Below are 16,832 nucleotides of genomic sequence, written 5' to 3' on the forward strand. Positions count from 1 at the left end.
TAATTGCCGGAGGGCGTGGAGAAAAATTATGACATTGGGGCTACATTTGTAGCCGATGTCCCGTTCACGACGAACCCTCCTCAAGTCGGCAGGCCTCGCAGTTAGTAGCGGAACGCTCGCGTCGATCGCCGGGTGTCTCGGCGGCCTGTCGTCCGATGGTGGGAGCGGTCCGGCCGAACGATCCACAGCGGATCAGTCCACATCGAATCAGCCTACGACGGACCAGTCGGGGAAAACTCCGTCATCGGATTTCGCGCAGTGGCTCCCCGACCCGTCGAAGACCCCGCTGCGGGATGGCTATGGCGTCCTGTATTTCGACGTCACAGCGATCCGTGACCACCGAAATTCGATGCACGAGAACGCTTACTCCCGACTCGAAAAGGAGATGTTGCGTTCCATCCCCAGCGACTACGTCGACGTGGCTGACGTCGACACCTCGATAACGCTCGACTTCGTCGCGGAACTGGCCCTCGGATCGTTCGATCCGGAGACGGTCGGCGAGAAACTCGCCAGCGACGGGGAGTCGCCCGCAACGACGTCACGGGGTGCCGCGACGACAACGCGAAACAGTACGACAACGCGAACTACTCGGTCGGACCGGGAACGGTATCGCGGGTTCGACCTCTACGGTACGAACCGAGTCTACGCGGTCTCGGAAGACGCCCTGCTAATGATGTCCCCGATGATCGAGGGTGATTCGGTCGATAACGCCAAAGCGATCATCGACGCGGCAACGACGGAGACGAGCCACTACGCCGACGGTAACGAGTACGTGTCGTCGATGCTCGGGGTCGTCGACGACCCACACGCGCTCTGGTGCTATCCGGAGGCGATGGACGGGTCGACCTCTCGCGGCTTCCGAAAGGACGTCATCACGGGCGAACTCAAATCGTGGCGATTCGGGAGCGAGACGACCCACCTCACGTTTGCGGACACGTATCCCGACGAAGAGACGGCAAAGAGCGGTGAACTGGCGAACTACATCGAATCGCAGTCCCGCCGATTCGGTTCGTACGACGGCCTCGACGTCGAAATCGATGGTCTGATGGCGTGGGCCGACGGCACCACTCCGACGAACGAGTTCGATCATCTGTCGGCCGGTGGCCCGAGCGATGGCGTCCACACCACGTACAACTGACGCCCTCTCCAAAACTTCGAACCATCTCCGCCGGTCGGTGTCCCCACGGGCCAGCAGTCGTTGGGAAGGATTTAACTGACAGCCATCCAATCGTTCGACGGATGTCCACCGCTTTCGGCGATGCCCTCCGCGAACGTCTCACGCTGCGAGCCGTTTTCTCTTGGCTCGCCGCGCTCGCCATCTTTCACTTCTTCCTCGAATCGACGGCTCCCCAGTTAGCAACGACGGCCTTCGCAACCGTCAGCGCCGGTCTCACCGATCTTTTTTCGGACGCCTACGACCTCCGAAAATCCGTGACGCACGCTGGTTTCGGAGTGCAGTTGCTTCTCAGCGGTGTCGCGTTGTCCGTGTTCGACGACGAAACCGTGTTGTTCCCGGCCGCGTTCCTCGTCGTCGGGGCTTGGTTCGTCCTCAACGCCGTACAGACGGTTCGTCACGAGGGGGCGACCGTCCCCGAGACGAACCGAGACGGCCACGACGTGTACGGCGAGTACGTCGCCAAACGCATCTACGATATTCTCGACGACCGGCCGCAAACGCGCCGCGAACTCGGCGAATCGATCGAAGCTAACGACGAGGTCGTCGATGCGGCCATCGACCGACTGCTGGATCGGGATGCCGTTACGCGAGTCGGGAGCGAGTTCCGGATTTCCCCATCCACGGACTCGGATGGGCTGACCCGTCTTCAACGTCGTATCTCCGGCGTGCTCCGACGGATTGCCCGACCGATCACGCTCGAATTCGAGGGATCGGATGGTGCCCACGTCGACCGCGACGACTCCCGGGGAACCACCACTGATAGACGGACTGCTCGTTCCCGGGAAACCGACTCCCGAACGACGCACGACGACCCCGATTCACACGAGGTGAGTACGTATTCGAATCGCCAGCGGGAATCCGAATCGGCGAAGTAGTTACTCGCCATTTTTCGTCCGTATCGATGATTCCCCGGTCAGGATGCGGGCTCGTTTGTCAAGAAACGTCGAAAACCGTTATTGTTGGTCAGTATTAATAATACGGCTGGTCGGGGTGAACGTCGTGTTTGCCTGGAGGGCTTTGGAAGGCCCCCGACCTGTCATGCTCCGTGTCTTCTGCATCGATGAGCGTGCAAAACCGGATGGTGCACCCGTTAAGACGAATCTAGTACTGCTTCTACCGTCATTCGACGACCGAAATAACCTCTTTCCAAATAGCCAATTTTCAATTAGGCTATTTCTATTTAGGCTATTCGGAAGTATTATCCTGCTACGGGAACGAGGTAGCTCATGGATCGATTCGTGAATCGGGAGGCCGAACTGTCACGGTTACGGGACTGCTACACCTCCGGTGAAGCCGAAATGGTCGTCGTTTTCGGCCGTCGTCGTCTCGGGAAAACGCAACTGGTGCAGCACTCGCTCGCGGGGAGAGACGACGCGGTCCTGTACCAAGCGACGGAGACGACACCCCAAATACAACTCGACGAGTTCGTCGATGTCGCGTCGGAATCGTTCCCGGGCATTACTCAGATCAAGCAAAATTGGGAGGCTCTCCTCGGCTACCTTGGTGACCGAGACGGAATCGTCGTTCTCGATGAATTCCCATACCTCATCGATGCCGACGAAAGTCTTCCCTCGGTCATTCAACGGCTGTGGGATCAGCGGTTTCGGGATACCGCGGGGACACTCATCTTGGTTGGATCGTCGATCAGTATGATGGAAGAGGCGACGCTGTTGGGTAACAGTCCTCTGTATGGCCGATTCACGGAGCGGTTGGATCTTCGACCCCTCGACTTCACTGCCGCGCAGGAGTTCGTCCCGACCAGCTACTCGCCGGAAGAGAGAATCTATACGTGGGGCATCTTCGGCGGCGTTCCGTACTATCTCGACGGTATCGAACTCGATCACGACCTCGGAACGGTTCTCACGGACGAAGTCCTTTCACAGCGGGGGTATCTCCACAACGAACCGGAGTACGTCCTGCGAACCGAACTCACGAACCCGAATCGGTACTTCGCGATCCTCACCGCAATTGCGGCCGGGAAGACGGCATCGAACGAGATCGCACAGGCGGTGGGCATCGACGGGAAACAGATTTCGACGTATACCCAGAAGTTAGAACGGCTCCGCCTCATCGAACGGGAGGTACCACTGACCGAGGAAAAGTCGAAATCGCGTCGTGGCCGCTACCGTATTCTCGATCCACTGTTTCGGTTCTGGTTCCGGTTCGTTTACGGGAACGAAGATCGGTACGAACGGTTGGGTGGAGACGCTTACGAGGCCGTGATCGAACCGGAACTCCCTGACTTCGTCAGCCCCGAGTTCGAAGTACTGTGTCAAGAAGCGCTCCCTCGCCTGTACCCGGAGAAGACGTTTCTCGACATCGGCCGATGGTGGTACAAGAATCACGAGGTCGATGCCGTCGGATTCACCACGGATGGAACGATGGTCGCCGGAGAGTGCAAATTCACGGCCGCGCCGCTCGACTACAGCGCGCTCGCATCACTCGAAACCCACGCGGAAGAAATTCGCTGGTCACCGGATTCGGGTGAGACTCCCACAAGAAAATACGCCCTCTTTACGCGAAATGGCGCGACACGATCGGTTCGTGAGGCGGTGTCCGAGAGAGACGACGTACGGTTGTTCACGCTCGACGACGTGACTCACCACGTCGCGCAGAACGAGTGAACGGAGGCCTTTCGTCGGTCAAATCGAGGCATTCCACGGGGCATCGCTCAATCGGTATCCATCGACGGCGTCACCCGGTCGTGGATCGTTCCCTCGCGTTCCCTGAGGTGCTTCGGGTCTCGGTCGTTACGCACGGCGACGATTTCCGAGACGATACTGAGCGCGATTTGATACGGCGACCCGCCACCGAGGTCGAGTCCCACTGGAGTGAACAACCGTGTTAGCTCGTCGCTGCTGAACGTTTTCCCTTCCGTTTTGAAGTCATCGAGCATCTCTTCGAACCGCTCGTGGGGACCCATGAGACCGATGTACGGCACTTTGGTCCGAAGGAGTTCGTCGACGACGATCCGGTCGTCGACGAAGTTGTGGGTGGCGACGACGACGTAGGTGTCCGCGTCGAAGTCGAGCGTGTCACGGATCCGTGCGGGGGACGTGGAACGCACGTCGGCGGCGTTCGGGAAGCGGTCGGACGTCGCCGTTGCTCCCCTGAAGCCGACGACCGTTACGCGGAAGTCCGCCATCGTCCCGAGTTCGATGATCGGTCGAACATCGTTTCCGGTGCCGACGACCACGAGGTCGTCGGGCGAGCGGTGGCTGTCGACGAAAATCGAGACGTCATCGACGACGACGGTTTCCGAGGTACCATCGGCGAGGAGGGGAGCGACGACCTCCTGAAGGGGATCGAAACTGAACTCCGCGTCGTCGTCCACGTCGAAACCGTCCGCTTCGGGGTCGTAGTACGCCCGCGTTCCGACCAGGTCGCCCGGACCGTCGGTGACGGTGACGACGCCGACGTCGCGGCCGTCACCGACGGCGTCGAGGACGGGTCGATAGCCCTCGTCGAGCGGTTCGAGGAGGATGTCGATGACGCCGTTACACCCGACGCCGAGTCCCCAGACGTCGTCGTCCGCTTCGGGCATCAGGTCGTACGTCTCCAGGCGCGGTTCCCCGGATGCGAGCACGTCCGCGGCGAGACGCTGAACCTCGTCTTCCAGACAGCCAGCGGTGATGTGGCCGACTTCCGTCCCGTCCTCGGAGACGAGCATCTTCGCTCCCGGGCGACGATACGCGCTCCCTTCGACGTCGACGACGGTAGCAAGGACGCCTCGGTCGCCGCGTTCCACGAGTTCACGGGCTCGTTGTAACACTTCGTTCTCCGGTGTACTCCAATCGTTGTCGGTTTTGTTCATGGTTTTGATTGTCCTGTTTCGGATGGTCTTTCGTTCGTTTCGTCCGGTTGTTCGCCGTCCAGTCCGAGCCCCGGCAGCACCGCGCTTCGGGCGACGTACACCTTCTCCAGTCCGCTGTCGTGCAGGTCGGTCCCGCAGTCTCCCGCTCGCACACTCGCTCGAACGCTCGTCGGATTTCGCACTCGCGCCCCTGCCACGAGGTCGACACCGGCATCGAAGGCCGGACCGGGGACGAACGATGCCGTCGCACCCACGAGGACGACGAGCGGCACGTCGGCGGATCTCAGTGCCGAGAGATAGCGATCCAATCCCCCGTACACCAGCGTCGACCCGGTGATAAAGCAGACGTCCGCACCCGCAAACGCCGTCTCACACTCGTCCGGCGGGAACAGATCGACGGTCACGTCGTCCGGCGACGTGACGGAATCAGGTGGCTCGCGTTCGACCACGCGTACGTCGACGGCGCTGAACTTCCGGAACGCTGGACGGAACAGGCCGACCGTGGCGATCGTGGCGACGGCGTCGTCGAGGGACGCCATCGGGTCGCCCGATTGCCACTCGACTTCGGGGGCGGAGAGGGCGTTCAGCGTCGCGATACCCACGGCTCGGCGTACCTTTCCGTCGATGTTCCCGTCGGTCGCCAGCGATGCGAGCGCGGAAACGTTCTCGGGCCACGATTCCGGGCGCTCGCCCCGCGGCCGATGGGCGACCCCCGCGAGGTGACCGTGGTCGGGGTGCGTGAGTTCGACGAGAACAACGCGCTCGCCGACGGTCACGCGCGGAGCCGTCGCGGTCGTCGCCGTCCCCTGAACGCTGGCATAGATTCGGTCCACGAGGTCGGTATCGCGCGGTTCGGTCATCCAGCAGTGACACCTCCCCCCGCGACTCGCTCGCGGAAATCGTATTCGAAGCCCATCGGCCCGCGCGGTCCGTATCGGTCGAGTTGCCGCGCGACCTCCGCCACGTCCTGCGGACCGGCGAAGGCGAACAGGCCGTCGACGTATGGGAGGACGGCGGCCATTCCCCGACAGGTCGGTTCGTACGCCGGTGAGGCGGCGAGCGGGTTCAGCCACAGAATCGACCCCGAGCGAAGGGAAAGCCGTGCCATCGCCGCTTCGAGGTCGTCGATGTCACCCACGTCGAGGCCGTCGCTAACGACGAGCGTCGCCGTCCGATAGTCGATGGCGGTCGGCCACCGTGTCAGGAGCGTCGACAGCGACGCGCCGATTTTCGTGCCGCCGCCCCACACCACCTCGGCGTGTTCGAGCGCGGTTGCCGGATCGTCGTCGGCCCGTTCGAAGACGTCAGTTACCTCCCCGATGTCCGTATCGAAGAAGAAGATTCTGACTGACCGACAGTCACGTACGAGTGACTCCAGAAACGTGAGGAGGAACCCCCGGTCGATCGCATCGAGAACCGACCGACTCACGTCCACGAGGACGCACGCGCGGACCTCGCTCACCCGCCGGTCCCGCGTCGGAAGCGACGGGGGGACGCCGCCCGTCGAAAGGCTCTCTCGAAGCAGTCGTCGCGCGTCGATGGCGTACCCGGTTCGGTCCGGGTGCCACCGTCGTCCCGAGAGCGTCGCCAGGGCGCGTTCGAACCGCGTTACTGTCGTCCAAGCACGGTCGCCGTTTCCCTCGTCTTCGACCTCTTGCCCTTCACCGCTCGCGCTGAACGTCCCCGAACGGTGGTCATCGAGGAATCGTTCGAGGGGGCTCTCGGTCTCGTCGGCGATTCTCCGCGTTCTGATCGCCGACTCGGAGGGAGTCTCCTTCCCCACATCGCCGAGAGCATCTTCGAGCAGTTCCTTCGACTCGGAGTCCGTGGAAGCGTCGGCGGGTGGATGTTCGGATGGCCGACCGGATTCGATGGGGCGACTCATGTCATCCGCCGTGGCAATCGCTTCGAGACCGGTCTTGAGACGGTACCAGAATACGGGGAAACGCTCGTCGAACACCTCGCTGTCGTGCGGGTCGGAGACGAGCGTTGCGTGCGTCGCGGCGCGGACGCGGCCTCGGTCGGTGAACCCCGTCGCCGCGAGTGCTTCGACCGCCGAAAGCGACCCGTCGACGGGTACGTCGACGCCGTGAAATCGGAGCGTCCGTGCGAAGCGGACGACCTGTGTGATGACGTGGTCGCGTGCGCCGACGAAGTCCGGACGACGTTCACCGACCGTCGCCGGGACTCGATCCGTTTCCGTCCCGTTTCGTCGGCCCGCTTCGCTGGCGGCGGTCACCAGTCGGTCAAGGTGGTCGGTATCGACGAGTGCACGCTCGGCCGCCTCCGCTCGGAGTTCGATGAGCGTTCGCTCGACTGTCGTGGCACTGAGATTCTCCATCTCCGCATCGCTCCGGAGCGTTGCGACCGCTCGCGCCCAGTCGAGCGTCTCGGCGACGCCCGGTCCCGTGAGGAACGACTCCTCACGGAGACGCCGGACGATACCACACACCTCGCTGGCGACGGTGGCGTCGAGGTGGGGAACGTTCCGCCGGACGATTTGGCACTCCGCTTCGAACGACGGTGGTTCGACGTGGAGGGAGAGACACCGTCGTTTGAGTGCATCGCTCACCCTCCGTGTCCGATTCGACGTGATGACGACGATAGGGGGTCGTTGGGCGGTAACGGTGCCGTACTCCGAAATGCTGACCTGATAGTCGGAGAGCAGTTCGAGGAGGAACGCCTCGAACTCTTCGTCCGATCTGTCGATTTCGTCGATGAGGAGTACCGGCGGCGTGACGCCATCGTGTGTGAGCGCCTGCAACAGCGGGCGTTCGAGGAGGAACCCCGAATCGAAGACGGAGTTCGTTTCGTCGATCGATCGCTCACCCGATCGAATCGCCAGCAACTGCTTCGTGTAGTTCCACTCGTACAGCGTGCTCTCGGCGGTCAGTCCCTCGTAACACTGGAGGCGGATGAGTTCCGTGTCGAACCCGTCGGCGAGCGCCTTCCCGAGTTCGGTCTTGCCGCTCCCCGGATCGCCCTCGACGAGCAGCGGCTTGCCGAGTTTGAGGGCCAAAAAGACGGTCGTCAGCAGTTCGTCATCGGCCACGTACCCCGTCTCCGCAAACCGTTCCCCGAGGTCGGTTTCGGTCAGGTCGGCGAACGGATCATCGTCCGCTCGTTCGTTCATCTGAGTCGCTCCTCCATGCGGAAGCGTTCGGGGTCGTCTTCGAACGCGTCGGCGCATCCCTGTCCACAGAAGTAGTAGGTCTCGCCGTCGAGGTCGACCGTCGCGGCGGCCTCGTCCGTGACGACGTCCATGCCGCAGACCGGATCGATCACCGTTTCCCCGTTCTTCGCATTCGCATCCGCGCCCTCATCCTCGCCCACGTCCTCATTTTCGTCCACGCCCTCATTCTCATCCGCGTCCGCGTTCGCTTCCTCACCGTCGTTCGCCGCTTCGTCCCTTTCGGTTCGGGTTTCGATTCCCTCGCTCGGGACGGGCGGACGGTCCGTCGCACCGCGTCGGGCCGCCACGAGTTCCGCGAGGATGCTCAGTGCGATCTCCTCGGGCGTTTCGGCTCGCAGATCGAGACCGGCGGGGACGACCACCGCGTCGGCGACGTCGTCGGCGTCGACGCCGAGGCGCTCGGCCACGTCCTCGAACAGGTTCTTCGCCCGTCTCCTGCTGGCGACGAGTCCGACGTACGGAACCCCCGCTCGAAGCCCGATTTCGATCCCGCTCTCGTCGAATGCCCCCATCGTCGCGACGACGATAGCCTCAGCCCCCTCGATCCGTTCGACGACACCCTCGTCGTCGGGGGTGATCGTCTCGTCCGCCCGAGGGCCGGTCTCCGAATCGGCGACGACGGTCACCACGTACGACATGTCGCCCGCGAGTCGAGCGAGTGAGCGTGCCATCGGCGAGTCGCCGATGACCACGAGTCGCGGTGTCGGCATCACCGGTTCGACGAACAGTTCGAGGACGCCGCCGCTGTGGCACGTCATCGGGAACGCGTCGAGGCCGGGACGAGCGACGGTGTCCGGGTCAGGTGCCAATCCTAACAGCGCCGATTTTCCCGTCCGTAGGGCGCGTTTGGCTTCGCGGACGGCGACCGACTGTGCGCAGGCGGCACCACCGACCCACCCCACCAGTTCCCCGTCGGGCGTCACGAGCGCTCTGTCACCCACGTTCACGGAGACCGGTGGTTCTCGCCGGACGACGGTCACCACGGCGAACGAACGGCCAGCTTCGCGCCACTCGCTGGCCAGTCGGTCCACCTTCTCGGGCGAGGTGGCGTCCCGTTCGGTCGGGTCGTCGTCGGGTGGTCTGTCTGTCGTCATCTTCTGATGCGTGCTACTAGTACACACGGGTCGCGTGCGAAAGAGGATGTCGCCGCCGAGACCGGATCAGTCGGCATCGGCCTCTTCGGTGTCGACATCGACGTGATCCGCTGGCTCACACGAGAGACCCGCTTCGTCCAACTTCTCCCAAACGCGGTCGGGCGTCAGTGGCATATCCACGTGACGGACGCCCGCGTGAGACAACGCATCGACGGCGGCGTTGACGATAGCGGGTGGTGACCCGACGGTCGGGGATTCGCCGACGCCCTTCGCTCCGATCGGATGGTGGGGCGACGGCGTGACCGTGTAGTCGGTGTCGATGTGCGGAATTTCGGCGGCGGTCGGGAGGAGGTAGTTCATGAAGTCTCCCCCGGTCACGTTGCCGTTTTCGTCGTAGGTGACGTGTTCGAGGAGCGCGGTTCCCATCCCCTGTGCGACGCCGCCGTGGACCTGTCCCTCGATGACCATCGGGTTGATGCGGTTCCCACAGTCGTCGAGCGCGTAGAACTGTTGGATGTCGAGGTGACCGGTTTCGCGGTCGATCTCCACGACGCAGACGTACGCCCCGAACGGGTAGGTCATGTTCGGCGGGTCGTAGTAATCGACCGCCTCCAGACCCGGTTCCTGATTCGCGGGAGAGTTCATGTAGGAGGCGGCGGCGATTTCCGTTATCGACATCGACCGGTCGGGAGCGCCTTCGACGTGGAACGACCCCGAATCTCGGTCCCACGCGACGTCCGCCTCGGCGACTTCGAGTTCGTTAGCGGCGATGCTCTTTGCCTTTTCACGCACTTTCCGCGCCGCGACCGCAGTCGCGGCCCCGCCGACCGGTGTCGACCGCGAGGCGTACGTCCCGAGGCCGTACGGTTCGGAGTCGGTGTCGCCGTGTTCGATCGTCACGTCGTCCACGTCGAGACCGAGTTCCTCGGCGACGATCTGTGCGAAGGTGGTCTCGTGGCCCTGTCCCTGCGTCTGGACGCCGATGCCGACCGTCGCCTTCCCGGTCGGATGAACGCGAATCTCGGCGGAGTCGAACATCTCGACGCCGACGATGTCACACTGCTTTCCCGGACCGGCACCGACGATTTCGGTGAACGTCGAGAGTCCGATGCCGAGCAACTTCTCCTCGTCCTCGTCGATGCGCCGCTGTTGCTCTTCGAGGAGTTCCTCGTAGCCGACTCCCTCCAAGGCCTTGTCGAGGGCGCGCGTGTAGTCGCCGGAGTCGTAGGTCCATCCCGTGGCGCTATCGTAGGGGAACGAATCCTTCGGGATGAAGTTCTTCCGCCGGACCTCCGCCGGGTCCATGTCGAGTTCGTCGGCGAGGACGTCCACCATCCGTTCGATGAGGTAGATGGCCTCGGTGACGCGGAAGGAACACCGATACGCGATTCCCCCCGGTGCGGTGTTGGTGTAGATACCTTCGAGTTTGCCGTGGGCGGCGTCGATGTCGTAGGACCCGGTGAATATCTTGAAAAAGCCCGCCGGGAACTTCGAGGGTTGGGCCGCGGCGTTGTAGGCCCCGTGGTTCGCCAGCACGTCGACGTCGACGCCCTCGATGATGCCGTCCTCCGTCGCCGCGATACGACCCGTCATGTCGTAGTCGCGGGCGAAGGCGGTGGTCTGGATGTTCTCCGACCGCTCTTCGACCCACTTCACCGGCTGACCGATGACGTACGACGCCGCGGCGGCGACGACGTAGCCGGGGTAGATGGGCACCTTGTTGCCGAACCCGCCGCCCACGTCGGGACTGACGATTCGAATCTTGTTCTCGGGGATTCCGGAAACCATCGAGAACAGCGTCCGATGGGCGTGGGGTGCCTGGGACGTCATGTGGACGGTCATCTTCTCGTTGGCCGTATCCCAGTCGGCCACACAGCCGCAGGTTTCGATGGGTGCGGGGTGGATACGCTGGTAGTACATGTCCTGCTCGACGACGACGTCCGCATCGTCGAAGGCGGCCTTCGTCGCGTCCTCGTCCCCCGTCTCCCACGTGAAGATGTGATTGCTCTCCTGTCCCTCGATGTCGTCGCGGACCAGCGGCGCGTCCTCCTCCATCGCCGCCTTCGCGTCCACGACGGGGTCGAGCGTCTCGTAATCGACGCGCACCTTCTCGGCCCCGTCCTTGGCGATGTAGCGATCCTCGGCGATGACGGCCGCCACCTCCTGCGACTGGAATTTCACTTTATCGGAGACGAGGACGTCCTGCGTGTCGGACATCAGGGTCGGCATCGTCGCGAGGTCGTGGGCCGCGAGGTCCTCGGCGGTGAGGACCGCGACGACCCCATCGAGCGCTTCCGCCCCGCTGGTATCGATGTCGTTTATCCGGGCGTGGGCGTACGGACTGCGGACGATTTCGCAGTGGAGCATCCCGTCCTTCTTGATGTCGTCGACGTAGTTGCCCCGGCCGGTGATGAACCGTCGGTCCTCCTTGCGTTTTACCTCCTGACCCATGCCACCGCGACCGTGTCCGTGGTCGGCCTCGGGGTGCGGGCCGCCGTCGGCGTCGTGTCGATACCCCTCGTCCGGTTTTTCGCTGCGATCGAACTCGCTGCTCATGGGGAGTCACCTCCGTCGTCCGCGGTCCGGGTCCCGTCTGTCGTTCTGTCCCCCGACAAATCCCGGCAGCAGGAGTCCGCCCCGCATCCCATCGTCTTGCCGCCGTCAGTCACCTTGCCATCGTCGGTCGCTTCGCCGCCGTCCGTCGCTGTGGCCTCCGCCTCGGCGTCCGTCTGTTCGTTTTCGACGGGCGACTCCGGCGGTTCGCGGCCGTTGAGCACGTCCGCCGCGTACTCGATGGACTTGACGATGTTTTGATACCCCGTGCATCGACAGAGGTTGCCGCTGATCTTCTCGCGAATCTCCGCCTCCGTCGGGTCCGGGTTCTCGTCCAGCAGGGCTTTTCCGGCCATGATCATGCCCGGCGTGCAGTAGCCACACTGGAGGCCGTGCATCTGGCGGAAGCCCTCCTGAATCGGGTGGAGATCGCTCTCTCCCATTCCCGCTTCCTCCAGGCTCCCCATTCCCTCGACGGTCGTGATGTCGCTTCCGTCGGCTTGCACGGCGAAGAGGAGACACGACTTGTAGGCTTCGCCGTCCATGTTGATCGTACACGCCCCGCAGTTCCCGGTGTCACAGCCGATGTGCGTGCCGGTCAGGTCGAGGTTCTCCCGAATCGCGTGTACGAGTAGCTCTCGTGGCTCGACGCTCAGTTCGTGTTCGGTTCCGTTGATCGTGAGTGTGATGTCCTTCGTCTGGTTCATGTCAGTCCCCTCCCGCCCGTTCCGTTGCGTCGGCAAGCGCCCGCTGCGTGAGGACTCGGACCATGTTTTCCTTGTATTCGACGCTCCCGTGTTCGTCGGCTTCGGGATTCGACGCCTCCGCGGCGAGTTCACCCGCCCGCTTGAACAGGTCAGCACTGGGCGATTCGTCTTCGAGCGCCTTGGCGGCGTCGGGAACGGAAACGTTCGTGATGTCGACCGCCGTCAGTGCGACGGTCGCATCGGTGATGACGCCATCGTCCACTCTCACACGGGCACCCACTCCGACCATCGCGTAGTCGCCGACCTTCCGTTTCAGTTTGTGATACGCGCTCCCCTCGTCGTCCGGCGGCACCGGTACTCGAAGTTCGGTGGCGAGTTCCCCCTCCTCCAGGTTGTTGTCGTAGGGGAGGAGGAAGAACTCGTCCGCGGGGATGACGCGTTCGCCGTCAGGTCCCTGCGCGACCACGTCTCCCTCGTGAGCCAACAGTACGGTCGCCCAGTCGCCCTTCGGGTCCGATTGGGCGACCGATCCGACGACCGTTCCGCGGTTGCGGATTTGCGGATCCGCGACGAGCGGTGCGGTATCGGCAAAACTGCCGTACTTCTCGGCGATGAGCGGCGATTCCTCGATCTCGACGTGCCGCGTGAGGGCACCGATCTTCAGGTACCCATCCTCCTCGCGAAGATAGTCGAGATCCTCGATGCGGTTCAGATCGACGACGGTCGACGGTCGGGCCAGCCGAAACCGCATCAGGGGAACGAGGCTCTGTCCCCCGGCGAGGATGGTCGGTTCGTCGAGACTGCCGAGGAGGTCCACCGCCTCGTCGACGGTCGTCGGTTCGTGATGTTCGAATTGTGCGGCTTTCATAGCAAGTTCCTGAGTCGGTTCGTGATACTCCGTCCCTGTTCGCTCTCGTCGACGTCCGACATCTGCTGCTGGATGTTCGTGAAAAACTGGCTCACTATCTTGTCGGCGACCGGGTTGAGCACTCGGCCGCCCAACTGTGCAATTCGCCCGGAGACGTCGGCTCCCGTCCACCACTCGACCTTCGACCCGGCGTCGGTCTCGCTGATGGTCATTCCGGATTCCATCTCGAAACTGCTGTCCGAGGCGGCACCACCGCCGGTTGCCACCATTTTGGGATACTCCCGTTCGGTGATGGTGACCCGTGTTTCGAATCGCGGTTTCACGCTCCCGACGCCGATCTGCATCAACGCCGCGTACTTGCCCCCTTCCACGAACGCTCGATCCGCAACGACCTCCGGATCGACGTCGGGCAACGTCGGGACGTCCTCCTCAGGTTCGTAATTGTCGAAATCGAAGTTGCCGTCCTCCATCGGGACGATGTAGCGACATCCCTTCAGCGCATCCCGAACGGCGACGGGATCCGACAATACGACCCAGGCGTCCTCCGGCTCTACCCCCTCCAGTTCGAATTCACCCTCGAACTCCATGCCTGTATGCTCCTGTCCGAGTCCGTAGACTCGTGTTCCTACCCAACCCGTACAATGTTAAGTGTTACCTAGTGGCATAATTCTCGTCACGCGTTTCTCATCTCTCATCGAATCGACACTGTCCGTTGAACCAAGGTATCCGAAGCTATCGTTCAAAGAAGCGATCAACGACGGTAAGCGTGCCACTCGAAAGCTCCTATCTCGCGGAGATCAGGTCGGGAATCACAGCAACTACAGCGAATCACCGTCGCCGACGGCGAGATTGATGTATGGGAGGACGAATGCGATCAGCGTTCGTTCGGCTTTGCGGAGGTGGTTCGATGCAGTCGTTTTCGTGATGTCCATCTCCTCCGCGAGTTCTTCGAGCGTCACCTCCCGCGGGATTTCGAAATATCCGTTCTCGACGGACGTGTTCAAAAACTCACGTTGACGGGGCGGGATGGATTCGAGGAGTTCCTGCCATTCAGCACGGCTCGGCATGATCTCCCGGCGAAAATCGCGCGTGATTCGTTCGACCGAGACGCTCCCAAACTCCGAGAGTAGTTCGATCGCGGTCGTCAACTCGTCACGGTCCCCGAGAAGCAAATTGAAATATTCACAGCCGTTTTCGAGTTTCGTCGGGCCGATGGGGAGATATCCCTCGTACATGAGCGCCTGAAGCGGGGTCAGTTCGGTGAGACGACCACGGAGCAGTATCGTCGCTGCGTACCGTCCCTCACCCGTTCGGTACCGTTCGACGACGTCGATGGTATCGACCATTTTGTGTGATCGAATGACTTCGACGGTTCCCTCGTAATCGTTGGTCTCCAGTGCCAGCATTCCGATATAGCGATGGTTGCGGAACGTCGAAGCGATAAATTCCCCGAAAACATCATATTCTGCAAGTTGGGCGGTCCAATCACCCTCGTACCGGACGCGCACCTCCGAGGTTAACATCGTACTGAAGACAATGCGGTACCCCTCATAAGTGCTCTTCGTTACCACATGGCAGTCCCGGTACACGGTTCAGCCACCCGTCGGCAAGGGCTTCTCCCGTTTCAGCGCCACGGTTCGAGGAGCGTCGCCACGGACGTATCCGATCGAAGGTGCCGTTCGGTTTCGTCAATCGCCGAACGTGGGAGCGTTGGAGCGACGAGGCGTCGGGCCTTTTCACGCCTCGTCTCGTCCGAGAGCGGTCGCTCCCGAGCGCCGGGAGGACGGGTAACCCCGGAAGCAAACGTTTCGCGCTCGGTGTCGATTTCGATACGTGCCAAACACTCGCTCGGGAACCGTTCGTTCAACGCTTCCTCGACACGAATATCGACGGAATTCGAGAGCGCCACGATGGCAGGATCCGCCAGCGCTTCCGGTCGATGCTCTTCCTGCGTGAACCGTCCGCGGGTGAGTGCCGCCGCGATCGGGAAGGGATACGAGTACTGTGCCGCTTCCGGTGTGTCCGGCGTTCGCGTTCGAAGGTGTGTCGCCTCTTCGAACGTGAAAACACGAATCGCCTCGATAGTCGTCGGGTCGATATCCGTCGTCTCCAACAGCGACAGCGCGGCCGCGACGCCGGGTTGTACCCATCGACAGCACGGATACGGTTTGAGATACCCCTCCGTGACGTGAAAAACGTCTCCGAGCGAGTCAACGGCGTCGATATCCGTTTCGTCGAAGACCGTTCCGGATCCCGTGAATCCCGATTCGGCGAGTTGCGCCGATACCGCTCCGACGTACGACCCCCATCCGATACCGTCCTTCGTCATCCCCGGTTGCTCGACGCCGCGCATGATGGGTGTCCTGGGAGCGTGGTACTCCGCGATCCCCAGCGCATGCGCCGTTTGTTCTCGGGTGAACCCTCGGAGACGGGCAATGGCCGCACCGGCACCGATCGCACCCCACGATCCGGTCCCGGTGTACACTCCGTCGATCTCGTGGATGGCCAATCCGGCCCGAACGCCGAGTTCGTACCCGACGTAGACGGCATCGAGCAACGCATCGACGGTCGCATCCACGGCTTCCGCGACGGCGAGTGCCGCTGGGACGACGACTGCGGCGGGATGACCTTTCACCTCGCGATGGCCGTCGTCGATATCCAGGGCGTTCGCCGCTGTCGCGTTGGCGAGGGTTGCGCCCTCCGGGTGGAGTTTCGTCCCGCTGCCGTCGAGGAGCGTTGCAGCAGTCGACGTCCCACTGAACCGATCCACTGCGTAGTTACGGACGATATCGATTCCCGCTTGCCGATATCCGGCCGTGATCGCGGCGAGCGTGTCGAGGACTCGAACCCTGACTGCTTGCGTCACTGACGCCGGGGCATCTTCCAACGTCGCCGATCGAACGAACGTGACTGCACTATCCGTGTCCGCCGAATGGTCCGTCATCTCAGAGGTAAACGACGACGACTTCGTCTTCCACGGTGACCTCGTAGGTGGCAACCGGCGGTTCGTCAGCGTTCGAACCACAGGCGCAATCTTTGGCCCCCGATGTGCTCTCAGGTGTATCCGATGAGCCATCGTCAGTCGACTCGACGGTCGCTTCGAACGAACGAGCACGGACCTTGTGCGGATTGAACACGGAACGCCCCGTCTCGATGTCGAACTCCCAACCGTGCCACGGACAGCGGAGGATGTGACCGTTGTCCTCCCAGTTTACCTTCCCGGTGTGTTCGACCGAAGTCGTGCCGGTCACTTTTCCCATACAGAGCGGCGCACGTTGATGCGGGCAATCGTTTTTCAGCGCATAGTAGTCGCCATCGACGTTGAACACACCAACCGAGATACTGTTCAACTCGGTTATCTTTCGCTCACCCGGGGGCAGTTCGGACACGGGACAGATTTCGAATCGCTTTTTCATGAATGACACC

14 protein-coding genes are annotated in these 16,832 nt (G+C 62.5%); 3 read left to right on the plus strand and 11 right to left on the minus strand.

The genetic code is table 11. The features are described 5' to 3' along the window. The first annotated feature begins 55 nt into the window (after window positions 1-55). From NKF25_RS05020 to NKF25_RS05030, 3 genes are all read left to right on the plus strand, one after another. Window positions 56-1,138 carry a hypothetical protein gene (locus NKF25_RS05020; protein ID WP_253225610.1) on the plus strand — a complete coding sequence of 361 codons (1,083 nt, stop codon included), beginning with the start codon at window positions 56-58 and terminating at the stop codon, window positions 1,136-1,138. Window positions 1,139-1,239: 101 nt separating this feature from the next. After that, a complete protein-coding gene (locus NKF25_RS05025; RefSeq protein WP_253225611.1) occupies window positions 1,240-2,052 on the plus strand; it encodes a hypothetical protein in 813 nt (270 codons plus the stop codon). A 351-nt stretch (window positions 2,053-2,403) separates the two neighbouring features. After that, complete coding sequence (locus NKF25_RS05030) at window positions 2,404-3,801, plus strand: ATP-binding protein (protein ID WP_253225612.1); 1,398 nt, start codon at window positions 2,404-2,406, stop codon at window positions 3,799-3,801. A 47-nt stretch (window positions 3,802-3,848) separates the two neighbouring features. Here the strand turns inward: NKF25_RS05030 and NKF25_RS05035 are convergent, their stop codons facing one another. The 11 genes from NKF25_RS05035 to NKF25_RS05090 form a co-directional block, all read right to left on the minus strand. Next, on the minus strand, window positions 3,849-4,991 hold the full coding sequence (locus NKF25_RS05035) for an XdhC family protein (RefSeq protein WP_253225613.1): 1,143 nt from the start codon (window positions 4,989-4,991) through the stop codon (window positions 3,849-3,851). Next, complete coding sequence (locus NKF25_RS05040) at window positions 4,988-5,851, minus strand: DUF364 domain-containing protein (protein ID WP_253225614.1); 864 nt, start codon at window positions 5,849-5,851, stop codon at window positions 4,988-4,990. Before NKF25_RS05040 ends, NKF25_RS05035 begins: the two co-directional genes overlap by 4 nt. After that, window positions 5,848-8,124, minus strand: a complete 2,277-nt coding sequence (locus NKF25_RS24420; RefSeq protein ID WP_342766306.1) for a VWA domain-containing protein — start codon at window positions 8,122-8,124, stop codon at window positions 5,848-5,850. The genes NKF25_RS05040 and NKF25_RS24420 overlap by 4 nt, the downstream gene beginning before the upstream one ends. Next, window positions 8,121-9,278, minus strand: coding sequence for an XdhC family protein (locus NKF25_RS05055; RefSeq protein WP_253225615.1), 1,158 nt, complete (start codon window positions 9,276-9,278; stop codon window positions 8,121-8,123). Before NKF25_RS05055 ends, NKF25_RS24420 begins: the two co-directional genes overlap by 4 nt. A gap of 66 nt (window positions 9,279-9,344) precedes the next feature. Continuing rightward, window positions 9,345-11,834 (minus strand): aerobic carbon-monoxide dehydrogenase large subunit, encoded by a 2,490-nt coding sequence (locus NKF25_RS05060; protein WP_253225616.1) that lies wholly within the window; start codon window positions 11,832-11,834, stop codon window positions 9,345-9,347. Continuing rightward, complete coding sequence (locus tag NKF25_RS05065; protein WP_342766307.1) at window positions 11,831-12,538, minus strand: (2Fe-2S)-binding protein; 708 nt, start codon at window positions 12,536-12,538, stop codon at window positions 11,831-11,833. The genes NKF25_RS05060 and NKF25_RS05065 overlap by 4 nt, the downstream gene beginning before the upstream one ends. A 1-nt stretch (window position 12,539) precedes the next feature. Continuing rightward, on the minus strand, window positions 12,540-13,406 hold the full coding sequence (locus NKF25_RS05070) for a xanthine dehydrogenase family protein subunit M (protein ID WP_253225617.1): 867 nt from the start codon (window positions 13,404-13,406) through the stop codon (window positions 12,540-12,542). Continuing rightward, window positions 13,403-13,993 (minus strand): SRPBCC domain-containing protein, encoded by a 591-nt coding sequence (locus NKF25_RS05075; protein ID WP_253225618.1) that lies wholly within the window; start codon window positions 13,991-13,993, stop codon window positions 13,403-13,405. The genes NKF25_RS05070 and NKF25_RS05075 overlap by 4 nt, the downstream gene beginning before the upstream one ends. Before the next feature lie 231 nt (window positions 13,994-14,224). Next, complete coding sequence (locus tag NKF25_RS05080; protein WP_253225619.1) at window positions 14,225-14,929, minus strand: helix-turn-helix domain-containing protein; 705 nt, start codon at window positions 14,927-14,929, stop codon at window positions 14,225-14,227. A gap of 101 nt (window positions 14,930-15,030) precedes the next feature. Further along, window positions 15,031-16,350 (minus strand): MmgE/PrpD family protein, encoded by a 1,320-nt coding sequence (locus NKF25_RS05085; RefSeq protein WP_253225620.1) that lies wholly within the window; start codon window positions 16,348-16,350, stop codon window positions 15,031-15,033. Window position 16,351: 1 nt separating this feature from the next. Next, window positions 16,352-16,822, minus strand: a complete 471-nt coding sequence (locus NKF25_RS05090) for a Rieske (2Fe-2S) protein (RefSeq protein WP_253225621.1) — start codon at window positions 16,820-16,822, stop codon at window positions 16,352-16,354. Between the last annotated feature and the right edge of the window lie 10 nt (window positions 16,823-16,832).

The sequence above is a fragment of the Haladaptatus sp. AB643 genome, assembly GCF_024136975.1.
In the GTDB taxonomy this organism is placed as follows: Archaea; Halobacteriota; Halobacteria; order Halobacteriales; family Haladaptataceae; genus Haladaptatus.